Below are 19,730 nucleotides of genomic sequence, written 5' to 3'. Positions count from 1 at the left end.
CGCCGTCAGCTTGCCCTTCGCATGCTGCGCCTCGGTGGCACGCTCGCTCGGGCCACGGCGGGCCTGCTCACGCAGGGCAAGGAGCTCGGCCACGCGCCCGCGGGCGTCGGTGGGCTCGCCCCCTGAATTTGAAGCCTCGTCCACAACGGTCATGTATCGACCCTACGAAGCCCACCAAGAAAACACGCAGTGGGCTTCGTACAGTCTCCGGGCCGTTTTCCTGGTGGGGCCGGACAGAAGCCCCCGGCAGTGCAGCTGAAGTGCCAGCTCAGGGGTGTGCGGGATTGTGGGGGTCCCACAAGGCGGTGGATGAGAGACGCCTCACAGCGGGAACGGGTTCAGGCGAGGGTGACGGTTGCCTTGTGGGTGGCGCCGAGGGTGCCGGGGGTGATCCGCAGGGTGAGGGAGGAGCCGGTGGAGACCGTCTGGACCGTGGAGTCCTTGGCGGTCACGGCGGAGACCGGGCGGTTCCAGGTGACGTCGATCGTCGCCGACTGGCGCATGGGGTCGGAGACGCAGATCGTCGCCGTACCGCCGCTCTCGCGGATCATGACGGCGGCCGGGGCGCTCGCGGTGACCGTGCCGACCGTTCCCGCGAACCAGAAGTTGATGCCGGTGAAGCCGAGTGAGGGGACCGCGACCCCCTGCTGGTTGTCGGTGTTGGCCAGGGTCGTCAGCCAGGTGGTGTCGGCGGCGCGGGCCGCCGTGGCCGCGGTCGTCGCGCCGGGCATGAGGAGGTAGGAGTACGTGGCGTCCGTCGGGTCGGTGCCGTGGTCGAACCAGAGCGTGAGGTAGCGGCGCGTGATCGCGTCCGTCGTACCGCCCGAGTTGATGTCCGACCAGGCTCCGGTCCGGGCCGCGCGCAGCGCCTTGACGGTCGCCCCGCCGGGGAAGACATAGCCGGCGTGGCCCGCGATCTGGGCCCACTTGGCGCCCGTGAGGGTGGCGTTCCAGCCCAGCGCCGTGGACTGGGCGGTGCCGTCGACCGTGAAGGCGTGGACGCCGGCCGCGCCGAGGTTGCGGTTGTCGACCACCGTCTCCACGCCGGTGGCGTCCCGGCCGCGGATCCCCGCGCCGAGGCAGACGACCGCGTCGTCGAGGAAAAACCACGACTTCTTGGCGACGAGGGTGGAGGAGAGGCCCTTCAGGTACTGGCCGACGGCCGCGTACGTACCGTCGCTCGCCCCGCCGACCCACTTCACATCGGGCCGGGCAGCGCCCCAGGTGCCGCCTGCGCCGTCCGCGAGCACCTTCTTGGACGCGGTGGTGCCGGGGAGGCGGTAGGGGTCCACGGTGGGCCAGAAACTGTCGCTGTACTGGCCGTTGGCGAAGTCCTTGCCCCACCAGTAGAGCATTCCCGAACTGCTGTGCCAGCCGCGAACGTTCTCGCCGTTGCCGTTCTCGTAGTACGTGATCCGGCCGGACGCCATCGCCACGTTCGCCGCCCAGCCGGGGCGGCGGTGCACGGCCCGGTCCATGCCGGGGAAGAGGTGGTGGGCGGTCGGTTCGGCGGCCACGGCCGCCGTGCCGTTCTGGACGGCGGCCAGGCGGGCAGCCGCGGCGACCCCGAGGGCGGGGTCGGTGAGGATCGGGACGTAGTAGTCGCGGGCGATCCAGCCCTTGACCATCGACTGCCAGCGGGCGGACTCCGCGGCCGAGGCGCTCTGCGCGAGCAGGGCGACGCAGGCGATGATCGCGTGGCCGCGGCCGTGGTCGTCCTGGAGGAGCCTGCGGGTGTCCGTGGTCTGCACCCCGCGGCTGACCGCCCGGCCGGAGACGCTGTCCATCGCCAGGCCGTTGAAGAGGAAGGGCGCGTACGCCTTCTCGACCGAGTCCAGGATGACCTGACGGCCCGAGTCGGTGACCTCCCAGCTGGAGCCCTTGAGGAGGGAGAAGAGGAGGGAGAGGCCGCCGAGCATCACCGAGCCGTAGGAGCCCGCGTAGGGGACGACGGTGTGCTGGACGAAGGAGCCGTCGGCGTAGAGGCCGTCGCCGGTCGTCACGTAGGGGAAGACGGGCGAGAGTGCGTCGCGGGCCGTGGCGATCTTGGCGGGGGTCTTGGCGACCACCCCGCGCAGGGCGATGACCCGGCAGAGGTCGACGCGGTTGGCGCCGGTGGAGGTGCCCGAGTAGGTGGCGACGGCGCTGTCGGGGACGAAGCGGTCGACGGCGGCGGCGTAGTCCGCGATACGGGTGGCGCCGAGGCTGTCGTACAGGAAGACGCAGATGTCCAGGAGCGCCTGGGGTATGCCGATCTGCCAGTTGTACCAATTGCCGTACGTGGCCTGGGTGTTGTTGTAGCGCTCGGCGTGGAGGTGGTCGAGGCCCGCGAGGATCTCGGTCAGCAGCGCGGCGTTCCCTGTGAGTCCGGTGCCGGGCTGGGACCAGGCTTCGGCGAGGGTGCGCAGCCGGGAGAAGCTGGTGCCGAGAGCCGCGGAGTAGCCGTAGGAGGCGGTGTCGGTGTTCGGGTCCGGGTCCGCGTAGTCGAGGTCCGGCCAGAGGGAGCCGCTCGCGACGGCCATGGTGGAGCGGAGGGTGGCCGCCGTGGCGCCGAGGGCGGAGAGCTTGCTCTTGTACGGCTCGGCCGCCGCGTCGAAACCGGTGCCGAGCATCAGATCGCGCCACCTGAGACGGAGAGTGTCGTACGCGTCCGCCGCCATGGCGTGACCTGCGGCTCCACCGAGGACCGGGACGGCGATCGCGGTGGCGGCAAAGGCGCGCAGGAGGCCGCGCCGGGAGAGGAACATGGGGGGAACCACGGAGGACATGGGGGCGAAACCTCCGGAGAGAGGGGTGCGTCATTGCACTCAGGGCCACTCGCAGCACGAGTGATCGGTTTCTAACACGTACGAACAGACGCCAGCAATGGCTTGAACACTTCCTGCCGAAAATGATTGTTCAGACAAAAACGTTCACTAACGATCGTCGGAGTACTACACTCCAGCTCAGCCCGGTGACGAATGAGGGGACCGGATCACGTGCATGCCGAAGAGAGGCACCAGGCGATACTGCGCCGCTTGCGCGAGCGCGGCTCGCTGCGAGTGACCGATTTCGCCGAGGAGTTGGGGGTTTCGCCCGTTACGGTCCGCCGTGACGTCGAGACCCTCGCCGAGCGCGGTCTTGTGGCCCGCGTCCACGGCGGGGCCGTGAGTCCCGAGACGCGTGCGGAGACCGCGGGTACGGGTACGGGCGCAGGCCCGAGTGCCGACACCGGACCCGCGCCGACCGTGCCCGCACCCCGCGCCGCTGCCACGGAGCGGGTGTTCGGCATGATCGTGCCGGCCGCCGACTACTACTACCCGGAAGTGATCAAGGGCGCCCGCGAGGCGGCCGGTTCACGCGGCATCCGGCTGGTGCTCGGGATCTCCCAGTACTCCCCCGCCGAGGAACAGGTGCAGGCCAGGCAGATGCTGGCCGACGGCATCGACGGGCTGCTGATCACCCCGTGCGGGACCGCTGACGACCAGCACTGGCTGGCCGAACTCCCCATCCCCTTCACTCTGGTGGAGCGGCGCCCCGAGAACGACATCTCGGGCGCGGAACGGGCCGTCACGGACCACGTCTACGGTGCCCGCCTCGCGGTGCGCCATCTCGCGGAGGCCGGGCGCCGGAAGATCGCCCTGCTGCTGCGCGAGGACAGCCCGCACGGACCGCTGGTCGCCGAGGGATACGCGGGCGGTCTGCGGGCGGCGGGCCTCACCGCGCCCACCGCCATCAGCTTCCGCATCCCGTCCCCCTCCGCGATGGCCGAACGCGACCGGAGGATCGACGAGTTCATCGACGCGGTCACCGAAGGCCGGGTCGACGCCGTGCTCGTACACAACGATCACGATGCGATCGTGCTGCTGCAGCGGCTGCGCTCACGCGGGCTGACCGTCCCCGGAGATCTGGCGATCGTCGCGTACGACGACGAGGTGGCCGCACTCGCGGACATCCCACTGACCGCCGTGGCCCCGCCCAAGCACGCGGTGGGCGCGGCAGCCGTGGACCTCCTGGACCGGCGCGTCACCGACCCCGGCCGCCCCAAGCACCGGCTCGCCATACTGCCCGAACTCCACATCCGGGACTCCAGCACCTAGCACCACGCACCCGTACCTTCCGCACCGGAGAAGCCCTCATGTTCCAGATATCCCCCGAGGGTTTCTCCCTCGAAGGCCGTCCCCTGCGCCTGCTGTCCGGCGCGCTGCACTACTTCCGGACCCTCCCCGAGCAGTGGCCGCACCGGCTGCACCAGCTGCGGGCGATGGGGCTCAACACCGTGGAGACGTACGTCCCGTGGAATCTCCACGAGCCTCGCCCGGGGACGTACGACTTCGAGGGTCTGGCCGACCTCGACGCGTTCCTGCACGCCACCGCCGAGGCCGGGCTGCACGCGATCGTCCGGCCCTCGCCGTACATCTGCGCCGAGTGGGAGAACGGCGGACTGCCGTGGTGGCTCAACGCCGACCGGGAGGTGCGGGCGGTGCGCTGCCAGGACCCGGCCTATCTGGCGCATGTGGAGCGCTGGTACGACCGGCTGATGCCGGTGATCGCACCGCATCAGGTCACCCGCGGCGGCAATGTGCTGATGGTGCAGATCGAGAACGAGTACGGGTCGTACGGCACCGACACCGGCTATCTGGAGCACCTCGCGGCAGCCATGACGGCACGCGGGATCGACGTCCCGCTCTTCACCTCTGACGGGCCCGAGGACTTCTTCCTCACCGGCGGCACGGTCCCGGGGCACCTGGCGACCGTCAACTTCGGCAGCCGCGCCACGGAGGCGTTCGCCGAGCTCAAACGCTTCCGGCCGCAGGACCCGGCGATGTGCATGGAGTTCTGGTGCGGCTGGTTCGACCACTGGGGCGACGGGCACACCGTCCGCGACCCGAAGGACGCGGCCGCCGCCCTCGCCGAGATGGTGGACGCCGGCGCCTCGGTGAACATCTACATGGCGCACGGGGGCACCAACTTCGGGACCTGGGCGGGCGCCAACACCAAGAACCCGGCCACCGGCGAGGTCTACCTCCCCGATGTGACGTCGTACGACTACGACGCACCCGTCGACGAGCGCGGCGGGACCACCGAGAAGTTCCGGGCGTTCCGCGAGGTCCTGGAACAGCTCGCCGACGGACCGCTGCCGGATCCGGCGCCGATGCCCGCGCTGCTGCCCGCGGGGAGGGTCGAACTCTCCGAATCCGTCCGGCTCTTCGATGTGCTTGACGGCCCGGACCATCTGGCGACCCCCACCGTCGCCTCACCCGTCCCGCTCACCTTCGAGGAGCTGGGGATCGAACACGGCCTGGTCCTGTACGGGACGGACATCCCTGGGCCGCGCAAGGCCTATCCGCTCTCCGTGCAGGGTCTTGCCGACCGGGCCCATGTCTTCGTGGACGGCGAGCTCAGGGGGGTCATCGAGCGGGACTCCGACGATCCCTGGCCCGAGATCGCCGTAGACGGTGCGCGCACGCGCGTCGAGCTGCTGGTCGAGTCGATGGGCCGGGTCAACTACGGCACGGCGGTCGGCGAGCACAAGGGCGTGTCCCGGGTGCTGCACACCCAGCAGATGCTGCACAACTGGACGGCGCGGCCCGTCCCGCTGGGCAACGGGACCCCTGAGGGCCTGCCGTGGGGGACGGCCACGGCCGGTCCAGGACCGGTCTTCCACCGGGGCTTCCTGGACGCCGGGGAGCCCGCTGACGGCTATCTCGCGCTGCCCGGCTGGACCAAGGGCTACGTCTGGGTCAACGGCTTCTGCCTGGGCCGCTACTGGGAGCGGGGCCCGCAGCGGACGCTCTATGTGCCGTGGCCGCTGCTGCGCGCGGGGCGCAACGAGATCGTTGTCCTGGAGCTGGACGGATGCGCGGAACCGGTCGTCGAGGTGCGCGATTCGCCCGACTTGGGCTGATTCAGCAGGCGTTGGCCATCTGACGGATGTGCGGGGTTGTGCGTTTCGCTTGAAACGCGCAACCGAACAGATCGAAACCGTTCCGAGACGATCGATTGTCTCTTTGCTATTGACTCTGATCGTTCTTGGTCGAAAGATGACGTCAACTCGCCTCGTCAGCAGGTCTTCTCGTAGGAGTCAGAGCAATGAAGCCCACCTCCCGTAAGTCCTCCATAGCCCTTGCGGCCGCTGTGGCCTCCTTGGCCGTCCTCGCCACCGCCTGCGGTGGAAGCGACGACTCCGGCAAGAGCAGTGGGACCGGCACAGCCGCCGAGCCGGTCAAGATCTCCTACTGGTCCTGGATGCCCGGCACCAAGGACATGACCGCGGAGTTCAACAAGACCCACAAGAACATCCAGGTCACCTACTCCGAAATCCCGGCCGGGCTGGCCGGCGGCTACGACAAGCTCGGCAAGGCCGTCAAGGCGGGCAATGCCCCCGACGTCGTCAACGCCGAGTACCAGGCGCTCCCCGACCTGGTCACGCAGGGCCTGCTCAAGGACTCGTCCGCGGAGCTCGGCGACACCGTCAAGAGCTACTCCCCCGAGGCCGTCCAGTCCCTGGTGACGCTCGGCGGGAAGACCTGGGCGGCCCCCTACGACGTGGGCCCCCAGACGCTCTACTACCGCACCGACCTCTTCAAGAAGTACGGCGTCGAGGTCCCCAAGACCTGGGACGACTTCAAGACCGCCGCCGAGAAGGTCAAGTCGGCCTCCAAGGGCAAGGCCCGGATGACGTCCTTCTGGGGCGACGACACCGCCACCTGGGCGGGCCTCGTCCAGCAGGCCGGCGGCAAGTGGTACGCCTCCGAGGGCGACTCCTGGAAGGTGGACATCGCCAGTCCCGAAACCAAGAAGGTCGCGGACTACTGGAAGGACCTGGTCACGAGCGACCTGGTCTACAACGACGTCTCCTGGAGCCCGGAGTCGACGAAGAAGTACACCGACGGCAGCGCCGTCGCCTACCTCGGCGCGGCCTGGAGCGCGGGCGGCCTGAAGACCTCGTACCCCAAGCAGGCCGGCAACTGGGCCGAGGCCCCGCTGCCCAACTGGGGCACCGCCTCCACCGGCTCCGCCGGCGGCTCGTCCTTCGCCATCACCAAGGACTCCAAGAAGGCCGCCGCGGCAGCCGAGTTCATCAAGTGGGCGACCACCGACAAGGCCGCCGTCAAGGCCCGCCTCGCGGCCGGGACCTCCAGCGGCCTGCCCGCCAACGAGGACCTGCGCGCCACCGCCAAGGGCACCTTCGACGCGAAGTTCTACGGCGGCCAGGACATCTACGCCCTCGCCGGCGACCAGGTGAAGACCATCCCGACCGGCTGGGTCTGGAGCCCGACCCACAACTCCACCTCGGTGTCGCTGACCGCCGCGCTCGGCAAGGTCAAGGCGACCGGCGACTTCTGGTCCGCCTTCCAGGCCGGTCAGAAGGCCGCCGAGAAGAGCATCACCGACCGCGGTCTCAAGCTCGCGAAGTAGTCCTCCGCAACAGTTCTCCGCATCAGTTCTCCGGCCGGGGCGGCCTGATCCCGCCCCGGCCGGAACCCTCTTCCCGTACGGACCAAAGGAGCCTCCGGTGTCATCACGGCTCGGCCGGGGTCAGCGCAGCACACCCGCTCTGTTCATCGCCCCCTTCTTCCTTCTCTTCATCGCCGTGATGATCGTTCCGATCGGTTACGCGATCTGGATGAGCCTCTTCCGCGAGGAGTCCTCCGGGCTCGGCTTCGGCGGCTCCCACACGGTCTTCACCGGACTGGGCAACTACACCCGCGCGCTGGGCGACTCGGTCTTCCGCGACAGCTTCCTGCACGTCGCCCTGTACTGCCTCGTCTACATCCCGCTGATGGTCGGCGGCGCCCTCGCGCTCGCCCTCCTGGTGGACTCCGCGATGGCCAGAGCGAAGAAGTTCTTCCAGCTGGCGTACTTCCTGCCGCACGCCGTGCCGGGAATGATCGCCGCGATCATCTGGGTCTACCTCTATACGCCGAGCCTCAGCCCGATCACCCAGTTCCTGAAAACCTTCGGCACGAGCTGGGACTTCCTCGGCAACGACGCCGTCCTCTTCTCCATGGCCAACGCCGCCGCCTGGCAGTGGATCGGCTACAACATGGTGATCTTCTACGCCGCCCTGCAGGCCGTCCCGCGCGAGACGCTGGAGGCCGCCCTGGTGGACGGCGCCGGTCACTTCCGTACAGCGGTCGCCGTGAAGCTCCCGATGATCCGCTCCTCGGTCGTGCTGACCATGCTCTTCACCGCCGTCGGCGCCATCCAGCTCTTCACCGAGCCCGAGATCCTGCGCGCCAAGGCGCCCTCGCTGGCCCCCGAGTGGTCGCCGACCATGTACATCTACCAGGCCGCCTTCTCCAAGCACGACTACGGAACGGCCGCCGCCGCCTCCCTGATGCTGGCCGTGCTCGGAGCACTGCTCTCCTTTGTGATCACCAAGTTCGGCAACCGCTGGAAGGAGGCGTAGAGCATGAGCAGCACCGACACCAGGACCCGCAGCGCCGCTTCCGGCGCCGTGGAGAAGGACCCGCAGCCGTCCGTCCGGGCGACCAGGTCCCGTACGACCCGCAGCGGCGGTGGCGCCACCGCGACCTCCTTCTCCTCCAGGGCCGCGGTCAACACCGTCCTCGTCATCATGGCGCTCTACACGCTGATGCCGCTGACCTGGCTGCTCTTCGCCGCCACCAAGGACAACAGCGACCTCTTCGCCCACCCCGGCTTCGAGCTCGGAGACTTCAACCTCTTCTCCAACCTCGACCGCCTGTTCTCCTACGACCACGGCATCTTCGCCACCTGGCTCGGCAACAGCATGCTGTACTCGGTCGTCGGCGCGGCTGCTTCGGCCTTCATCAGCCTGCTGGCCGGCTACGCCTTCGACAAGTACGTCTTCCCGCTGAAGAACAAGCTGTACGCGGTCGTCCTGCTGGGCATCCTCGTCCCCAGCACCGTCGTCTCGCTGCCGATGTATCTGATGGCGTCCAAGGTCGGCCTGGTCAACACCTACTGGGCCGTCCTGATCCCCGGCCTCGTCAACCCCTTCGGCGTCTACCTCGCCCGGGTCTTCTCCGAGGGCTACGTCCCCGGCGAGACCCTGGAGGCCGCCCGGATGGACGGCGCGAGCGAGATCCGGCTCTTCCGCTCCATCTCGCTCCCGATGATGGCCCCCGCCTTCATGACGATCTTCCTGTTCTCTTTCACCGGCAGCTGGAACAACTTCTTCCTGCCGCTGGTGATGCTGAACGACAGCTCGAAGTACCCGGTCACCCTGGGCATCTACAACTGGAACCAGACGGTCTCCCAGTACCCCGAGTTCTACCAACTGGTGATCACGGGTTCGCTGATCTCGGTCATCCCGCTCGCCATCGCCTTCCTCGGCCTGCAGCGCTACTGGCGCTCCGGCCTCACCGCCGGAGCCGTCAAGTGACCACCGCGCATGTCCCGGCCTCCCGCCGTCGCCCCCGCACGATCCTGGCGATGGAGGCCCCGGTCAGGGACGCGCTCTTCGACCAGGAGGCCTACGCACGGCTGGCCGAGGTGGCGGACGCCGACCCCTCACTGGTCGTACGGGACTTCGCCGATCCCGCGCACACGGCCCGCCTCGCCGGGGCCGAGGTCCTGTTCAGCGGCTGGGGCTGCCCGCAGCTGACCGCCGCGGCCCTGGACCGGATGCCGGAGCTGCGCGCGGTCGTGCACGCGGCGGGCTCGGTCAAGCACCACATCACCGACGCCTGCTGGGAGCGGGGCATCGTGGTCTCGTCGGCCGCCGGGGTGAACGCGCTCCCGGTCGCCGAGTACACCGTCTCCGCGATCCTCTTCGCCGGGAAGCGGGTCCTGCCGGCCGCTGCCGCGTACCGCACCAAGCGGGCCTGGATCAGCCCGATCGACGTGATCGGGACCGGCGGCAACTTCCGCCGTACGGTCGGCGTCGTCGGCGCCTCGCGCATCGGGCGGCGCGTGATCGAGCTGCTGCGCCCCTTCGATCTGCGGGTGCTCGTCCACGACCCGTATCTGGACCCGGCGGAGGCGCGGGCGCTGGGCGCAGAGCCGGTGTCGCTGGACACGCTCGCCCTGTCGAGCGACGTCGTCACCGTGCACGCGCCCGAACTCCCCGAGACCCGCCACCTGTTCGACCGTGCGCGGCTGGCGCTGCTGCGGGACGGGGCCACGCTCGTCAATACGGCGCGTGGCTCGCTGGTGGACACGGACGCGCTGACCGACGAGCTGGTCGCGGGCCGGCTGCAGGCCGTCCTGGACGTCACGGACCCGGAGATCCTCCCGGCCGACTCCCCACTGTTCGATCTGGAGAACTGCCTGCTCACCCCGCACATCGCGGGCTCGCTCGGCAATGAGCTCGGCCGGATGACCCACCATGCGCTGGACGAGCTGGAGCGGTACGCCGCCGGGCTGCCCTTCGCCGATCCGGTACGGGCCGAAGCGCTCGCCCACTCGGCCTGACTGGAGTCACGAAGCCCGATGATCGTCCCCCGCCCCGCTCACTTCGCCCTGACCCAGGGCGAGTTCACGCTCACCGCCGACACTCCGGTCCTCGCCGACCCGCCGCTTGAGCGGGCCGCCCGTCTGCTGCGTGCCGCGCTCGCGCCCTCGCTGGGGGCGCCGCCGCCGGACCGGGGCGCGGGACCCGCGATCCGGTTCCGCACCGACCCGGGGCTCGGGGACGAGGCGTACCGCCTCACGGTCGTGTACGGCGGTGTGTTCATCGAGGCGTCGGGGCACGCCGGGGCTTTCTACGCCGTCCAGACGCTGCTCCAGCTGCTGCCCGCGCAGGTGCACCGGACTGCTGTCGCCGCGCCGGGCCCGCTGGAACTGCCGTGCGCGACGGTGGCGGACGAACCGCGGTTCGGTTGGCGGGGGACGCTGATCGATGTGGCGCGGCGCTTCCTGCCGAAGCGTGAACTGCTGCGCTACATCGACCTGTTGGCGCTGCACAAGCTGAACGTGCTGCATCTTCACCTGACCGACGACCAGGGCTGGCGCATCGAGATCAAGCGCTGTCCGCGGCTGACGGAGGTCGGGTCGTGGCGGCGCGAGTCGACGGTCGGCTCGTCGAAGCACGGGCTCCTCGACGGGCGTCCGCACGGGGGTTTCTACACCCAGGACGACATCCGGGAGATCGTCGCCTACGCGGCGGAGCGGGCGATCACCGTCGTACCGGAAATCGACCTGCCGGGGCACACACAGGCGGCGATCGCGGCGTACCCGGAACTGGGAAATACGGGGCGCCCGGTCGAGGTCGGCACGGCGTGGGGGCCCGCCGAGCACGTCCTGAACGCCGAGGACTCCACCGTCGAGTTCTTCAAGGGGGTGTACGAGGAGGTGCTCGATCTCTTCCCCTCGCGGTATGTGTGCGTGGGCGGGGACGAGTGCGTGCAGACGGAGTGGCGGGAGAGCCCGCGGGTCCAGGAGCGGATGCGGGAGCTGGGGCTCGACGGCGAGGACGCGCTGCAGAGCTGGTACATCCGGCAGTTCGACACGTTCCTGACGGAGCGCGGGCGGAAACTGCTGGGCTGGGACGAGATCCTGGCGGGCGGGCTCGCGGAGGGTGCGACGGTGATGTCGTGGCGGGGGATGCAGGGGGCGGTGGCGGCCGCGAAGGGCGGCAACGACGTCGTGGCGTGCCCGCTGACGGACGTCTACTTCGACTTCCGGCAGTCCGAGCACCCCGATGAGCCGATTCCGGTGGGGTGCGCGACGACGGTCGAGGACGCGTACGCCTTCGAGCCGGTGCCGTCCGGGCTGACGCCCGAGGAGGCGGTGCATGTGCTGGGCGGTCAGGCGCAGTTGTGGACGGAGCCGGTGGACGGACCGCGGGGCCTGGACTACCTCGCCTTCCCCCGGATCTCCGCCTTCGCCGAGGCGGTGTGGTCGACCGGGGAGCGCTCGTACGCGGAGTTCGAGGCGAGGCTGGTGCACCACCTGAAAAGACTGGATGCACTGGGCGTCGAGTACCGCCCCCTGGCGGGACCGCACCCGTGGCAGACGCGCCCCGACGCGAGGGGCCGGCCCCGGGACCGGGCCGCGATGCTGGCGGACGTCCTGGGCGGGCCCGAGCAAAAATCAAGCCCGTCCGGCGATTGAGGACAAAGCGACCGAAGGTCGCTAGCCCGCTCAGGCCAGGCCCGCCGCAATCGCACGCCGCACCGCATCGGCCCGATCCCGGATCCCCGCCTTCGCGAACAAGTTGTTGATGTGGGTCTTCACCGTGGCCTCGCTGATGAACATGCTCTCGGCGATGGCCCGGTTCGGCAGCCCCTGGCCGATCAGCGTCAGCACTTCGCGCTCGCGCGGCGTCATGTCCTCCGGCAGTTGCCCCGGCGCCTGCGGCTTGGCCCTGGCCGTGGCGAGCAGCCGGTCCTGGACCTCTCGGTCGAGTACGGACTGACCGGCCGCAGCCGCCCGGATCGCCCGGGTGATGTCCTTGCGCCCGGCGTTCTTCGTCAGATAGCCGCGCGCCCCGGCGCTCAGCGCGGCCAGGATCGACTCGCCGTCGGCGAAGGTGGTCAGCACGACCACGGCCACCTCCGGGTGCTCCTCGCTCAGTCGGCGGGTCGTCTCGATACCGTCCATCACCGGCATCCGCAGGTCCATCAGCACCACGTCGACCGGCCCTGCGGCCACAGCGGTCAGCACTTCGGTCCCGTCCGCGGCGGCCGCGACGACGTCGATGCCCTCGGACAGCCCGAGCACCGCGGCGAGCGGCTCCCGTACGGCAGCCTGGTCATCAGCGACGACCACCCTCAACTTTGCCTGGATTTCGGTCTGTTCGCTCATTCGGGGATCACTGCCTTCACTTCCCAGTCGCCCTGCCCGGGCCCCTCGGTGACGGGGCCCGCGATGATGGTTCCGCCCAGCAGGGCGACGCGTTCGCGCATACCGATCAGGCCCATCCCACTGCCGACGCCCACGGTCACCGTACGGGTGGCCGGGCGGTTGCGGATCTTCAGTACGGTCGAGGAGGCGGCGAACGTCAGCTCCATCACGACCTCCCCGCCAGGCGCGTACCTGGCCGCGTTGGTCAGTGACTCCTGGGCGATCCGCAGCAGATTCTGGGTGATCCGGGCCGGCACCTGACGGACGGTCCCCGTCACGGTGAGCACGTCGTGGTGGCCCGACGATTCGAGCATCGCGGTCAGTGTCTCCACGAGCGGCAGGGTGTCCTCGCGCAGGGCGTGCACCGTCCACTGCGCCTGTTTCAGACTCTCCTTGACCATGCTGTGCGCCTTGTCGTTGGCCTCCCTGACCTTTTCCAGGTCACCGGTCTCCAACAGTGCGTCGGCCAGCTCCAGTTGCATGTTGATCCCGGCGAGCGAGTGGGCCAGGACGTCGTGCACGTCACGGGCGATCCGGCTGCGCTCGGTCAGTACGGCGGTCCGGGCCTCGGCCCTGGCCGCCCGCTCCGCGGACTCGGCGGCCGCGAGCGCCGCCTCGACGGCCCGCTGCCGGGTGCGGGTGGCGATCCCGCCCAGGGCCGGGGTGCCGGTGGTGAGGCCGAGGACCCAGGACAACTCGTGGTGGCCTGGACCGAGGCGGAAGTACAGGACGCCGCCGCACAGCAGGGAGCAGAACGTCGCGAGGACGAGAGCCGACCGGGTTTCCAGCCGGTATCCGATGTGCCCGGCGATGAAGAAGGCGAAGAGGTAGCTGGATCCGCTGCGGCTGACGGCCATCAGCGCGGCTGCCGCGAAGATGCCGAGGGTCAGCCAGACCACGGCGGCGCGCTGGGACACCTTGGCCTCGGGCAGGCCCCGGGCCAGCAGCGCCGCACTGTTGATCACGAAGAGGGCGGCGACCGCGAGGCCCCGGCCGCTGAAGCCCATGGGCCGGATCGTCAGGGCCCCGGCGACGATGACCGCGACGGTCAGGGCCCACTGCACCCAGGGTTCCCGCCCGGGAACCGGCCGAGGGCCGGACCCCTGGTGAGGGGCCGGCCCGGGACCGCGAGGGTTGTCGGTTACAGACACGGCGCGACCATAGCCCACGGTCAGACCGCGCGGCCGGCGACGGACACGGTACGGTCCGCGGCCTTGGCCGACCGCTCGGGGACCACGGTCCGGCTCCGCAGGTAGATCGTGGCCAGCCTCGTGACCACCTCGGTGAGCGCCATCAGGACGAACGCCGCGACCCAGGCCTGGTCGCTCGTGATGTGGTGGGCCAGGCTGAACCGGGCGACGTCGTCGGCCCCGCCGGCGTGGTTCACCCACAGCTGGAAGCCCATCCGTGCGCCCATGCCGAGCACCCACAGGATGGCCGAGACCGCACCGGCCTTGATCAGGAGGTGCCCGCCGGCGGAGCGGATCCGGGTGTAGATGCCGCCCGCGATGCCGAGGGCGGCGCCCACGCCCACCAGGGTCCCGATCAGGACCAGGTCGTGGCCTGCGGTCGGGATCGAGTCGAGGTAGGTGTACGCCACGAACGCCACGATCCCCAGCGGGATCAGGAAGGACCTGAGGTCCAGGCGGCCTTCCCGCAGCTGCCGGAAGACCACGAGGAGGAGGGCGATGTCGGTGATCCAGTCGGTTGTTGTCATGCCCCCAAGCCTGCTGCGGCAAGGCTTTCCGCACCTGGACCCATGGGTGGAACTCAGGGTGGAGACCGGCGGGGGCCGGGGTGGAGACCCGGCCCCCGCCCGCGCCTACGACCCGCAGTGGAACTTCGCGTTGCCCCAGTCCGCGTGGTCGTTCCCGTTGCCGTCGCCGCCGTCGCCGACCACCAGGTCCACGTACTTGGCCCCGGTGACGTCCGCCGTCAGTGACCATGCCGCGTCCGGTCCCTTGACCAGCGGCGACTTCACCTTCTCGGCGCCGTCCGCCAGGACGCTGTACTGCACGCTCCCCCGCGTCGTCTGGGAATCGTCGATCCCCACCTCCGCCGTGAAGCTCGTGCACTTGCCGCCCAGGAAGTAGCGGAGCGTGGAGGGCGCGTGCGTGCCCAGGCCCTTCGTGTACGAGACTCCGCCCACCTTCAGCGGGGTCCCGTCGCCCGGGGCCTGGTCGCCGTTCTCCATGTCCTTCTCCGCCGGGCCCCAGCCGTTGTCCATGGACGTCCAGTCCAGGTCACTGGCCCAGGCGTCCGTCGTGGGCGGCGGCGGGAGCGTGCGTACCGACGCCGATGCCGACAGCTTCCGCGGGGAGCCCCCGACCTCGTACGTCGCCACCGAACTCAGCTCGTACGCCTGGTACTTGGCGTCCACCGGGGGTGTCACCTGCCACGTCCCCGTGACCTGTGCGCCGGGTGCCACCGCGGCGAAGGTGACCGGGGCCGCCGGTTCGGCGGTCCAGCCCTCGGGGAGGGTGAGCGAGACCGCGACATCCGTCGCCGCCGTCGCCTCGTCGTTGCTGAAGGTGGCCTGCACCTTGTTCTTCGCGCCCGGCTCCAGCGTCTGCTGCGCCGGGTCGACGGTGAGCGTGCCGCAGGCGGCCTTCTCGGGCGCGGGGCCCAGGTCGGTCACCGTGAAGCCGTCGAGGACGAAGTCCGCGCCCTCGGGGGCGTCGTCGCGCTTGCGCAGGCCGGTGAAGGTGTCGCCGCAGCCCGCTGTGACGTTCTCGGCGAAGTGGGCCGTGGTGCGCTGCTGGCCGAGCGGGGTCTGCCGGGTCTCGACGGAGCCGCCTGCCGCGTTCGTACGGTCGTAGCCGGTGACCCACTCGTAGGCGGCCGCGTGGCTCGACTGGTAGTCGAATTCGACCTTGTAGGTGTGTCCGTCCGTCATCGGGACGGTCGATGGCGCCGTGCGGTAGACCAGTCCGGCGTTCTCCTCGTGGGACTTGAGGGACTCGCCGCCGCCGATGACGTCGTCGATGAGCTTCCCGTTCCAGCCGGCCTGGGTGTAAGGGGCGTGGAGCTGGGCGATGTGGGTGCGCGGGTCGTTGGAGCCGCCCGAGTCACCCTTGATGAAGGGGCCCCAGCCCTGGTCGACGGCCTCGAAGTTCTCGTAGGCGACCGTGCCGGCCTTGGTGGCGGGGGCGTTCTCGACGAGCCGTACGTCGTCGAGCCTGACGGACGGGGCCGAACTGCCCTTCGCCGCCTCGACCTTGAGGGTCGCATGACCGTTCTTCGGCGCGGTGAAGTTCACTTTCGCGCGCTGGAAGTACGTACCGTGCCAGTCGGATGCGGCGAGGTTGTTCTCGACGGCGGAGCGTTCGACCGTCACCTGCTGTCCGCCGGCGGAGAGGGTCGTACGGCGCGCCTTGCCCGGCTCGACCTCGATCCAGGCGGATGCGGTGTAGCGCTTGCCGGGGGTCAGGCCCTTGACGGTCTGCGAGACGGCCGCTGTGGTGTCGCCGGAGAGCTCGGCGCTGTTGCGGCCCTGGCTGTCGGTGTCCCGTACGACCGCTCCGGTCGTGTTCCAGTCGCCGAGGCGGGCGTCGTTGAAGCCCGGGTCCTGGACCTTGGTGCCCTGGCCCCACTGGGGGTCGGCGGGCTTGGGGGCGTGGTCCGGGTAGAGGACGTACGCCTGGCCCGCGGCGGCGGTCAGTGTGATCTTTCCGTCGACGGGGCGGACGGTGGTGACCTTCTGGCGTCCGTTGTCGGTGAGCTTGTAGACGGTGTACTTACCGCCGGGGACGGCCCAACTGGTCGTCCCGCCCGCCTTGTTGTAGTGGTAGAGCTTCTTGCCGCCGTCCCACGGGAGGAGGTAGCTCGTCCCGTCGAGGACCTTGCGGCCGTGGTCGTAGAACGTGCGCTTTCCGCTCTCGACCGTGCCGGTCACACCGCCCGTGAAGGTGATGTCGTTGCCGTCCCAGCGGGTGATCTTCTGGTGCTGGAGGTACTTGGCGGGCAGGTCGCGCTGCCAGACATTCGCCGTGAACTTCGTCCAGTCGGTCTCGCCCGTCCAGCCCTCGAACTCGTCGATGGCGGTCTGGCCGAGGACCGGGTCGTTGTTCCAGACGTCCTTCTCGTCGTTGCGGATAAAGCGGATGATCTTGGAGTTGAGACCCTTGTCGGTGGGGCCGCCGTAGTCCAGGTCGTTGGCCCAGTGCGACCAGAGCGAGCCGCGCTCGAACTTGTCCGCCCACTCGGATGCGACGTTCCAGCCCTGGCCCTGGATGGCCTGCATGGTCTTGTCGGCGATCCAACCGTGCGTGTAGTACACGTCGACGTAGAGCATGGAGAGGTTGGGATCGGTCTCGTCCCGCAGCTTCTTCAGCCGGGCGGTGAGGTTCCCGCTGTTCACATCGCGGCGCTGGTCGATGTAGTAGCTCTGGTCGAGCCAGTTCCAGCCCTGCGCGCTCTTGTCGACGAGGCTGTCGTCGAAGGTCTGCGCGACCGGGTACGCCTCGGTGGCGTTGATGTGCGCGCCGAAGGTGGCGCCCCACTTCTTGCCGTCCTTGAGCAGGGTGTTGAGGTCCTTGAGGCCGCCCGCCCGCTTGTTGATGTCGAAGTAATCAGGGTGGGCGGAGTCGTGGCCCTCGGACGCGTACCCCTTGAGCAGTGCCATCTGCCCCAGACCGTCCGTCGACAGCGAGATCCGCTTGACGTCGTCGAGGGTGCGCAGGAAGGGGTGCGTGGCCTGGCTGGCGAAGTTGAAGGGGATGTGGGTGATCACCCGGTCCGGGGTCTGGTCGCCGCCCTTGGGCTTGATGCCAATGGCGCGGAAGGCGACGGCGCCGTCCTGCCAGTCGACCGTGCCGTCGCCGTTGGCGTCGGGGGTGACGACGACCTTGGCCCAGGGCAGGTTGTCGCCGGTCTCGGGCCGGTCGGAGCCGCTGCCCCGGTACGTCCACTGCCCCGACCAGACACCGACGCGCACCGAGCCGTCGGCGTCCTTGCGGGCCTGGTGCCAGAAGCGGGCCTCGTCGCCGTTGGTGGCGCCGGCGGGCTTGTCGTAGCTGGAGTTGGACTCGACGGCCGCGGCGAGCGTCCCGGTGTTGACGAGGGCGTACGTGGCACCGACGGGCGCCGCGTCGGCGGCCGTCCCCGAGGTGACCTTGCCGAAGACGTCGGCGGTCCTGGTCGAGTCGTTGTCGAGCCGGGTGAAGGCGGTGGCCGCGCCCGTGTCCGTACTGGAGACGGAGACCAGGTCGTGGCCGGGGATGTCGATCGTGCCGACGCGGAACGCCTCGGAGTCGCGTACGGCGGTGACCTTGAAGGTGGTGGCCCGCCCTGCGACGGAGAGGGTCGCGTCGAGCTCGACGCCTGCGAGGCCGGTGAAGGTGAGCGTGTAGCGGGCGCTGGAGGCCCCGACGACCGGGTCGCCCTTGAGCTGGACCGGGTAGGCCTTGCCGTTGAGGGTGACCTCGGTGACCGGCTTCGTACTGCCGCCGAGGGTCGCGCCGGTGGCGTTGTCGGTGTACGAGAGGACGCGGGGGAAGTCCCTGGCGACGGCGACGGAGAGCTGCGGCGAGGCGATGACCGCATCCCCCGCAGCCGCGGCGGCACCGGTGACTGCGGGGGATGCGGCGGCCGGCAGGGCGGGCCCGGCCAGGGCGAATACGGCGGATGAGGCGGCGGCGAGTGCGCACGCCGCACGGAATCTTCGAGGCATGAGCACTGATCTAGTCGCGCCGCCGCACCCCGGTCAACGGCCAACCGCCTTACCGGCCGCGGCAGTCCAACAACCCCCGTACGGAAGTCCAAGTGGCTCCCGCTAGTTCTGCTGCGTCCCCTCGAAGAATCCGGCGGCAAGGACATGGCCCGCGACGAGCGGGAGCAGCGCCGACAGATTGGGGACCGGGGTGGTGGCGGGGACCGGCTCGTCGAGTGCGTAGAGGTGGAAGCCGTAGCGGTGCACGCCGTGGCCTGGCAGGGCGCCCGGACCTTGGTAGCCGGTGCGGCGCAGGGCGGCGGGGACGTATCTGACCTGCGTGTTGCCGGGACTGAGCGCTCCCTCGTCGAACCCTTCGATCTCGGGCGGGAACAGGGCGGCGAGGTGGATGATCGGGCGCTTGAGCGGCACGTCGATGTCCTCCATCACCAGGAGGAGCTGGCGGGTGCCGTCGGGGAGCGGGCCCCAGTGCAGTGCCGGTGAGAGGTTCGGGCCGCGCCCCGATCCTGTGTGCCGGCCGGGGATCGGCTGCCCGTCCGCGAAGGCGGGGGTGGAGAAGTCGATCGGGTTGGCGCTCGCGAGTGCGGGGGCGCGGCGGATGCTGTGCTCCTCGCCCGCGCGCCGGTTCCTCAGGAGGCGGCCGAGCGGGGTGAGGGCCTTGTCCAGGGCGCTCATGCGGTGGTCCTGGCGAGCAGTGCGACGACCTCGGCGGTGGTGCCGCTCTCGCCGAGGCGGGGGAAGATCCGCTCGGTGGTGTGGCGGTGGGCGTCGGCGTCCAGGTCGGTCATGGCGTCGGTGACCAGGGTCAGGTGGTAGCCGTGTTCCTGGGCGGCGCGTGCGGTGGACTCCACGCCGATGCTGGTGGCGACGCCGGCCAGGACGATCTGGGTGACACCTCGGCGGCGCAGCTGCAGATCGAGGTCGGTGCCGTGGAACGCGCCCCAGTTGTACTTGGTGACGGTGATGTCGCCGGAGTGTCCTGCCAGTTCGTCCACGATCTGGTCCCAGCCCTCGGGCGGGGTGGCACTCCGGCGCGCGGGCGCGTCGGTGCGGCCGGAGGCGCTGGGTCCTGAGCTGACCCGTACCAGGACGACCGGCAGGTCACGGGCCCGGAAGGCGTCGGCGAGCTCGACCGAGCGGGCCAGGACGTCCGTGGTGGTGTGCGGGGCGCAGGTGCGGGAGACGACACCGTTCTGCAGGTCGATGAGGACGAGTGCGGAGGTCGGGTCGAGTGCGGTGAGAGGCATGGCTGTGCTCTTTTCCGTACGGAGGGAGAGGGAGAGAGGGAGGGTGGGGGGTAGGG

General features: G+C 70.0%; 14 protein-coding genes. 7 read left to right on the top strand and 7 right to left on the bottom strand.

The features are described 5' to 3' along the window. Window positions 1–338: 338 nt before the first annotated feature. The gene (locus tag J0695_RS33915) at window positions 339–2,768 is read right to left on the bottom strand and encodes a polysaccharide lyase 8 family protein (protein WP_206968607.1); all 2,430 of its coding nucleotides are present in this window, start codon (window positions 2,766–2,768) and stop codon (window positions 339–341) included. 210 nt (window positions 2,769–2,978) lie between these two features. On the opposite strand from J0695_RS33915, the gene J0695_RS33910 reads away from it, so the two are divergent. From J0695_RS33910 to J0695_RS33880, 7 genes are all read left to right on the top strand, one after another. Further along, window positions 2,979–4,079 carry a substrate-binding domain-containing protein gene (locus J0695_RS33910; protein WP_206968606.1) on the top strand — a complete coding sequence of 367 codons (1,101 nt, stop codon included), beginning with the start codon at window positions 2,979–2,981 and terminating at the stop codon, window positions 4,077–4,079. 38 nt (window positions 4,080–4,117) lie between these two features. After that, window positions 4,118–5,887 carry a glycoside hydrolase family 35 protein gene (locus tag J0695_RS33905; protein WP_206968605.1) on the top strand — a complete coding sequence of 590 codons (1,770 nt, stop codon included), beginning with the start codon at window positions 4,118–4,120 and terminating at the stop codon, window positions 5,885–5,887. Window positions 5,888–6,072: 185 nt separating this feature from the next. Continuing rightward, on the top strand, window positions 6,073–7,401 hold the full coding sequence (locus J0695_RS33900) for an ABC transporter substrate-binding protein (RefSeq protein ID WP_206968604.1): 1,329 nt from the start codon (window positions 6,073–6,075) through the stop codon (window positions 7,399–7,401). Between the two features lie 145 nt (window positions 7,402–7,546). After that, window positions 7,547–8,395 carry a carbohydrate ABC transporter permease gene (locus J0695_RS33895; RefSeq protein WP_372445863.1) on the top strand — a complete coding sequence of 283 codons (849 nt, stop codon included), beginning with the start codon at window positions 7,547–7,549 and terminating at the stop codon, window positions 8,393–8,395. A 3-nt stretch (window positions 8,396–8,398) separates the two neighbouring features. After that, window positions 8,399–9,352 (top strand): carbohydrate ABC transporter permease, encoded by a 954-nt coding sequence (locus tag J0695_RS33890; RefSeq protein ID WP_206968603.1) that lies wholly within the window; start codon window positions 8,399–8,401, stop codon window positions 9,350–9,352. Between the two features lie 50 nt (window positions 9,353–9,402). Next, a complete protein-coding gene (locus J0695_RS33885; protein WP_206968608.1) occupies window positions 9,403–10,383 on the top strand; it encodes a hydroxyacid dehydrogenase in 981 nt (326 codons plus the stop codon). Between the two features lie 18 nt (window positions 10,384–10,401). Next, window positions 10,402–12,024: a beta-N-acetylhexosaminidase gene (locus J0695_RS33880; protein WP_206968602.1), complete on the top strand. Its 1,623-nt coding sequence runs from the start codon at window positions 10,402–10,404 to the stop codon at window positions 12,022–12,024. Window positions 12,025–12,054: 30 nt separating this feature from the next. Here J0695_RS33880 and J0695_RS33875 read toward each other — a convergent pair whose 3' ends face one another. The 6 genes from J0695_RS33875 to J0695_RS33850 form a co-directional block, all read right to left on the bottom strand. Further along, complete coding sequence (locus J0695_RS33875; RefSeq protein ID WP_206968601.1) at window positions 12,055–12,717, bottom strand: response regulator transcription factor; 663 nt, start codon at window positions 12,715–12,717, stop codon at window positions 12,055–12,057. Next, window positions 12,714–13,820, bottom strand: coding sequence for a sensor histidine kinase (locus tag J0695_RS33870; protein ID WP_206968600.1), 1,107 nt, complete (start codon window positions 13,818–13,820; stop codon window positions 12,714–12,716). The genes J0695_RS33875 and J0695_RS33870 overlap by 4 nt, the downstream gene beginning before the upstream one ends. A 107-nt stretch (window positions 13,821–13,927) precedes the next feature. Next, a complete protein-coding gene (locus J0695_RS33865; protein WP_206968599.1) occupies window positions 13,928–14,473 on the bottom strand; it encodes a hypothetical protein in 546 nt (181 codons plus the stop codon). A 105-nt stretch (window positions 14,474–14,578) separates the two neighbouring features. Continuing rightward, complete coding sequence (locus tag J0695_RS33860) at window positions 14,579–18,427, bottom strand: endo-alpha-N-acetylgalactosaminidase family protein (protein WP_206968598.1); 3,849 nt, start codon at window positions 18,425–18,427, stop codon at window positions 14,579–14,581. A 102-nt stretch (window positions 18,428–18,529) separates the two neighbouring features. Beyond that, window positions 18,530–19,102 (bottom strand): YbhB/YbcL family Raf kinase inhibitor-like protein, encoded by a 573-nt coding sequence (locus J0695_RS33855; protein ID WP_206968597.1) that lies wholly within the window; start codon window positions 19,100–19,102, stop codon window positions 18,530–18,532. Continuing rightward, window positions 19,099–19,674, bottom strand: a complete 576-nt coding sequence (locus J0695_RS33850; protein WP_206968596.1) for an isochorismatase family protein — start codon at window positions 19,672–19,674, stop codon at window positions 19,099–19,101. Before J0695_RS33850 ends, J0695_RS33855 begins: the two co-directional genes overlap by 4 nt. Between the last annotated feature and the right edge of the window lie 56 nt (window positions 19,675–19,730).

Source organism: Streptomyces beijiangensis (genome assembly GCF_017315755.1).
Lineage (GTDB): Bacteria > Actinomycetota > Actinomycetes > Streptomycetales > Streptomycetaceae > Streptomyces > Streptomyces beijiangensis.
This window is presented reverse-complemented; position numbering and strand designations above follow the sequence as displayed.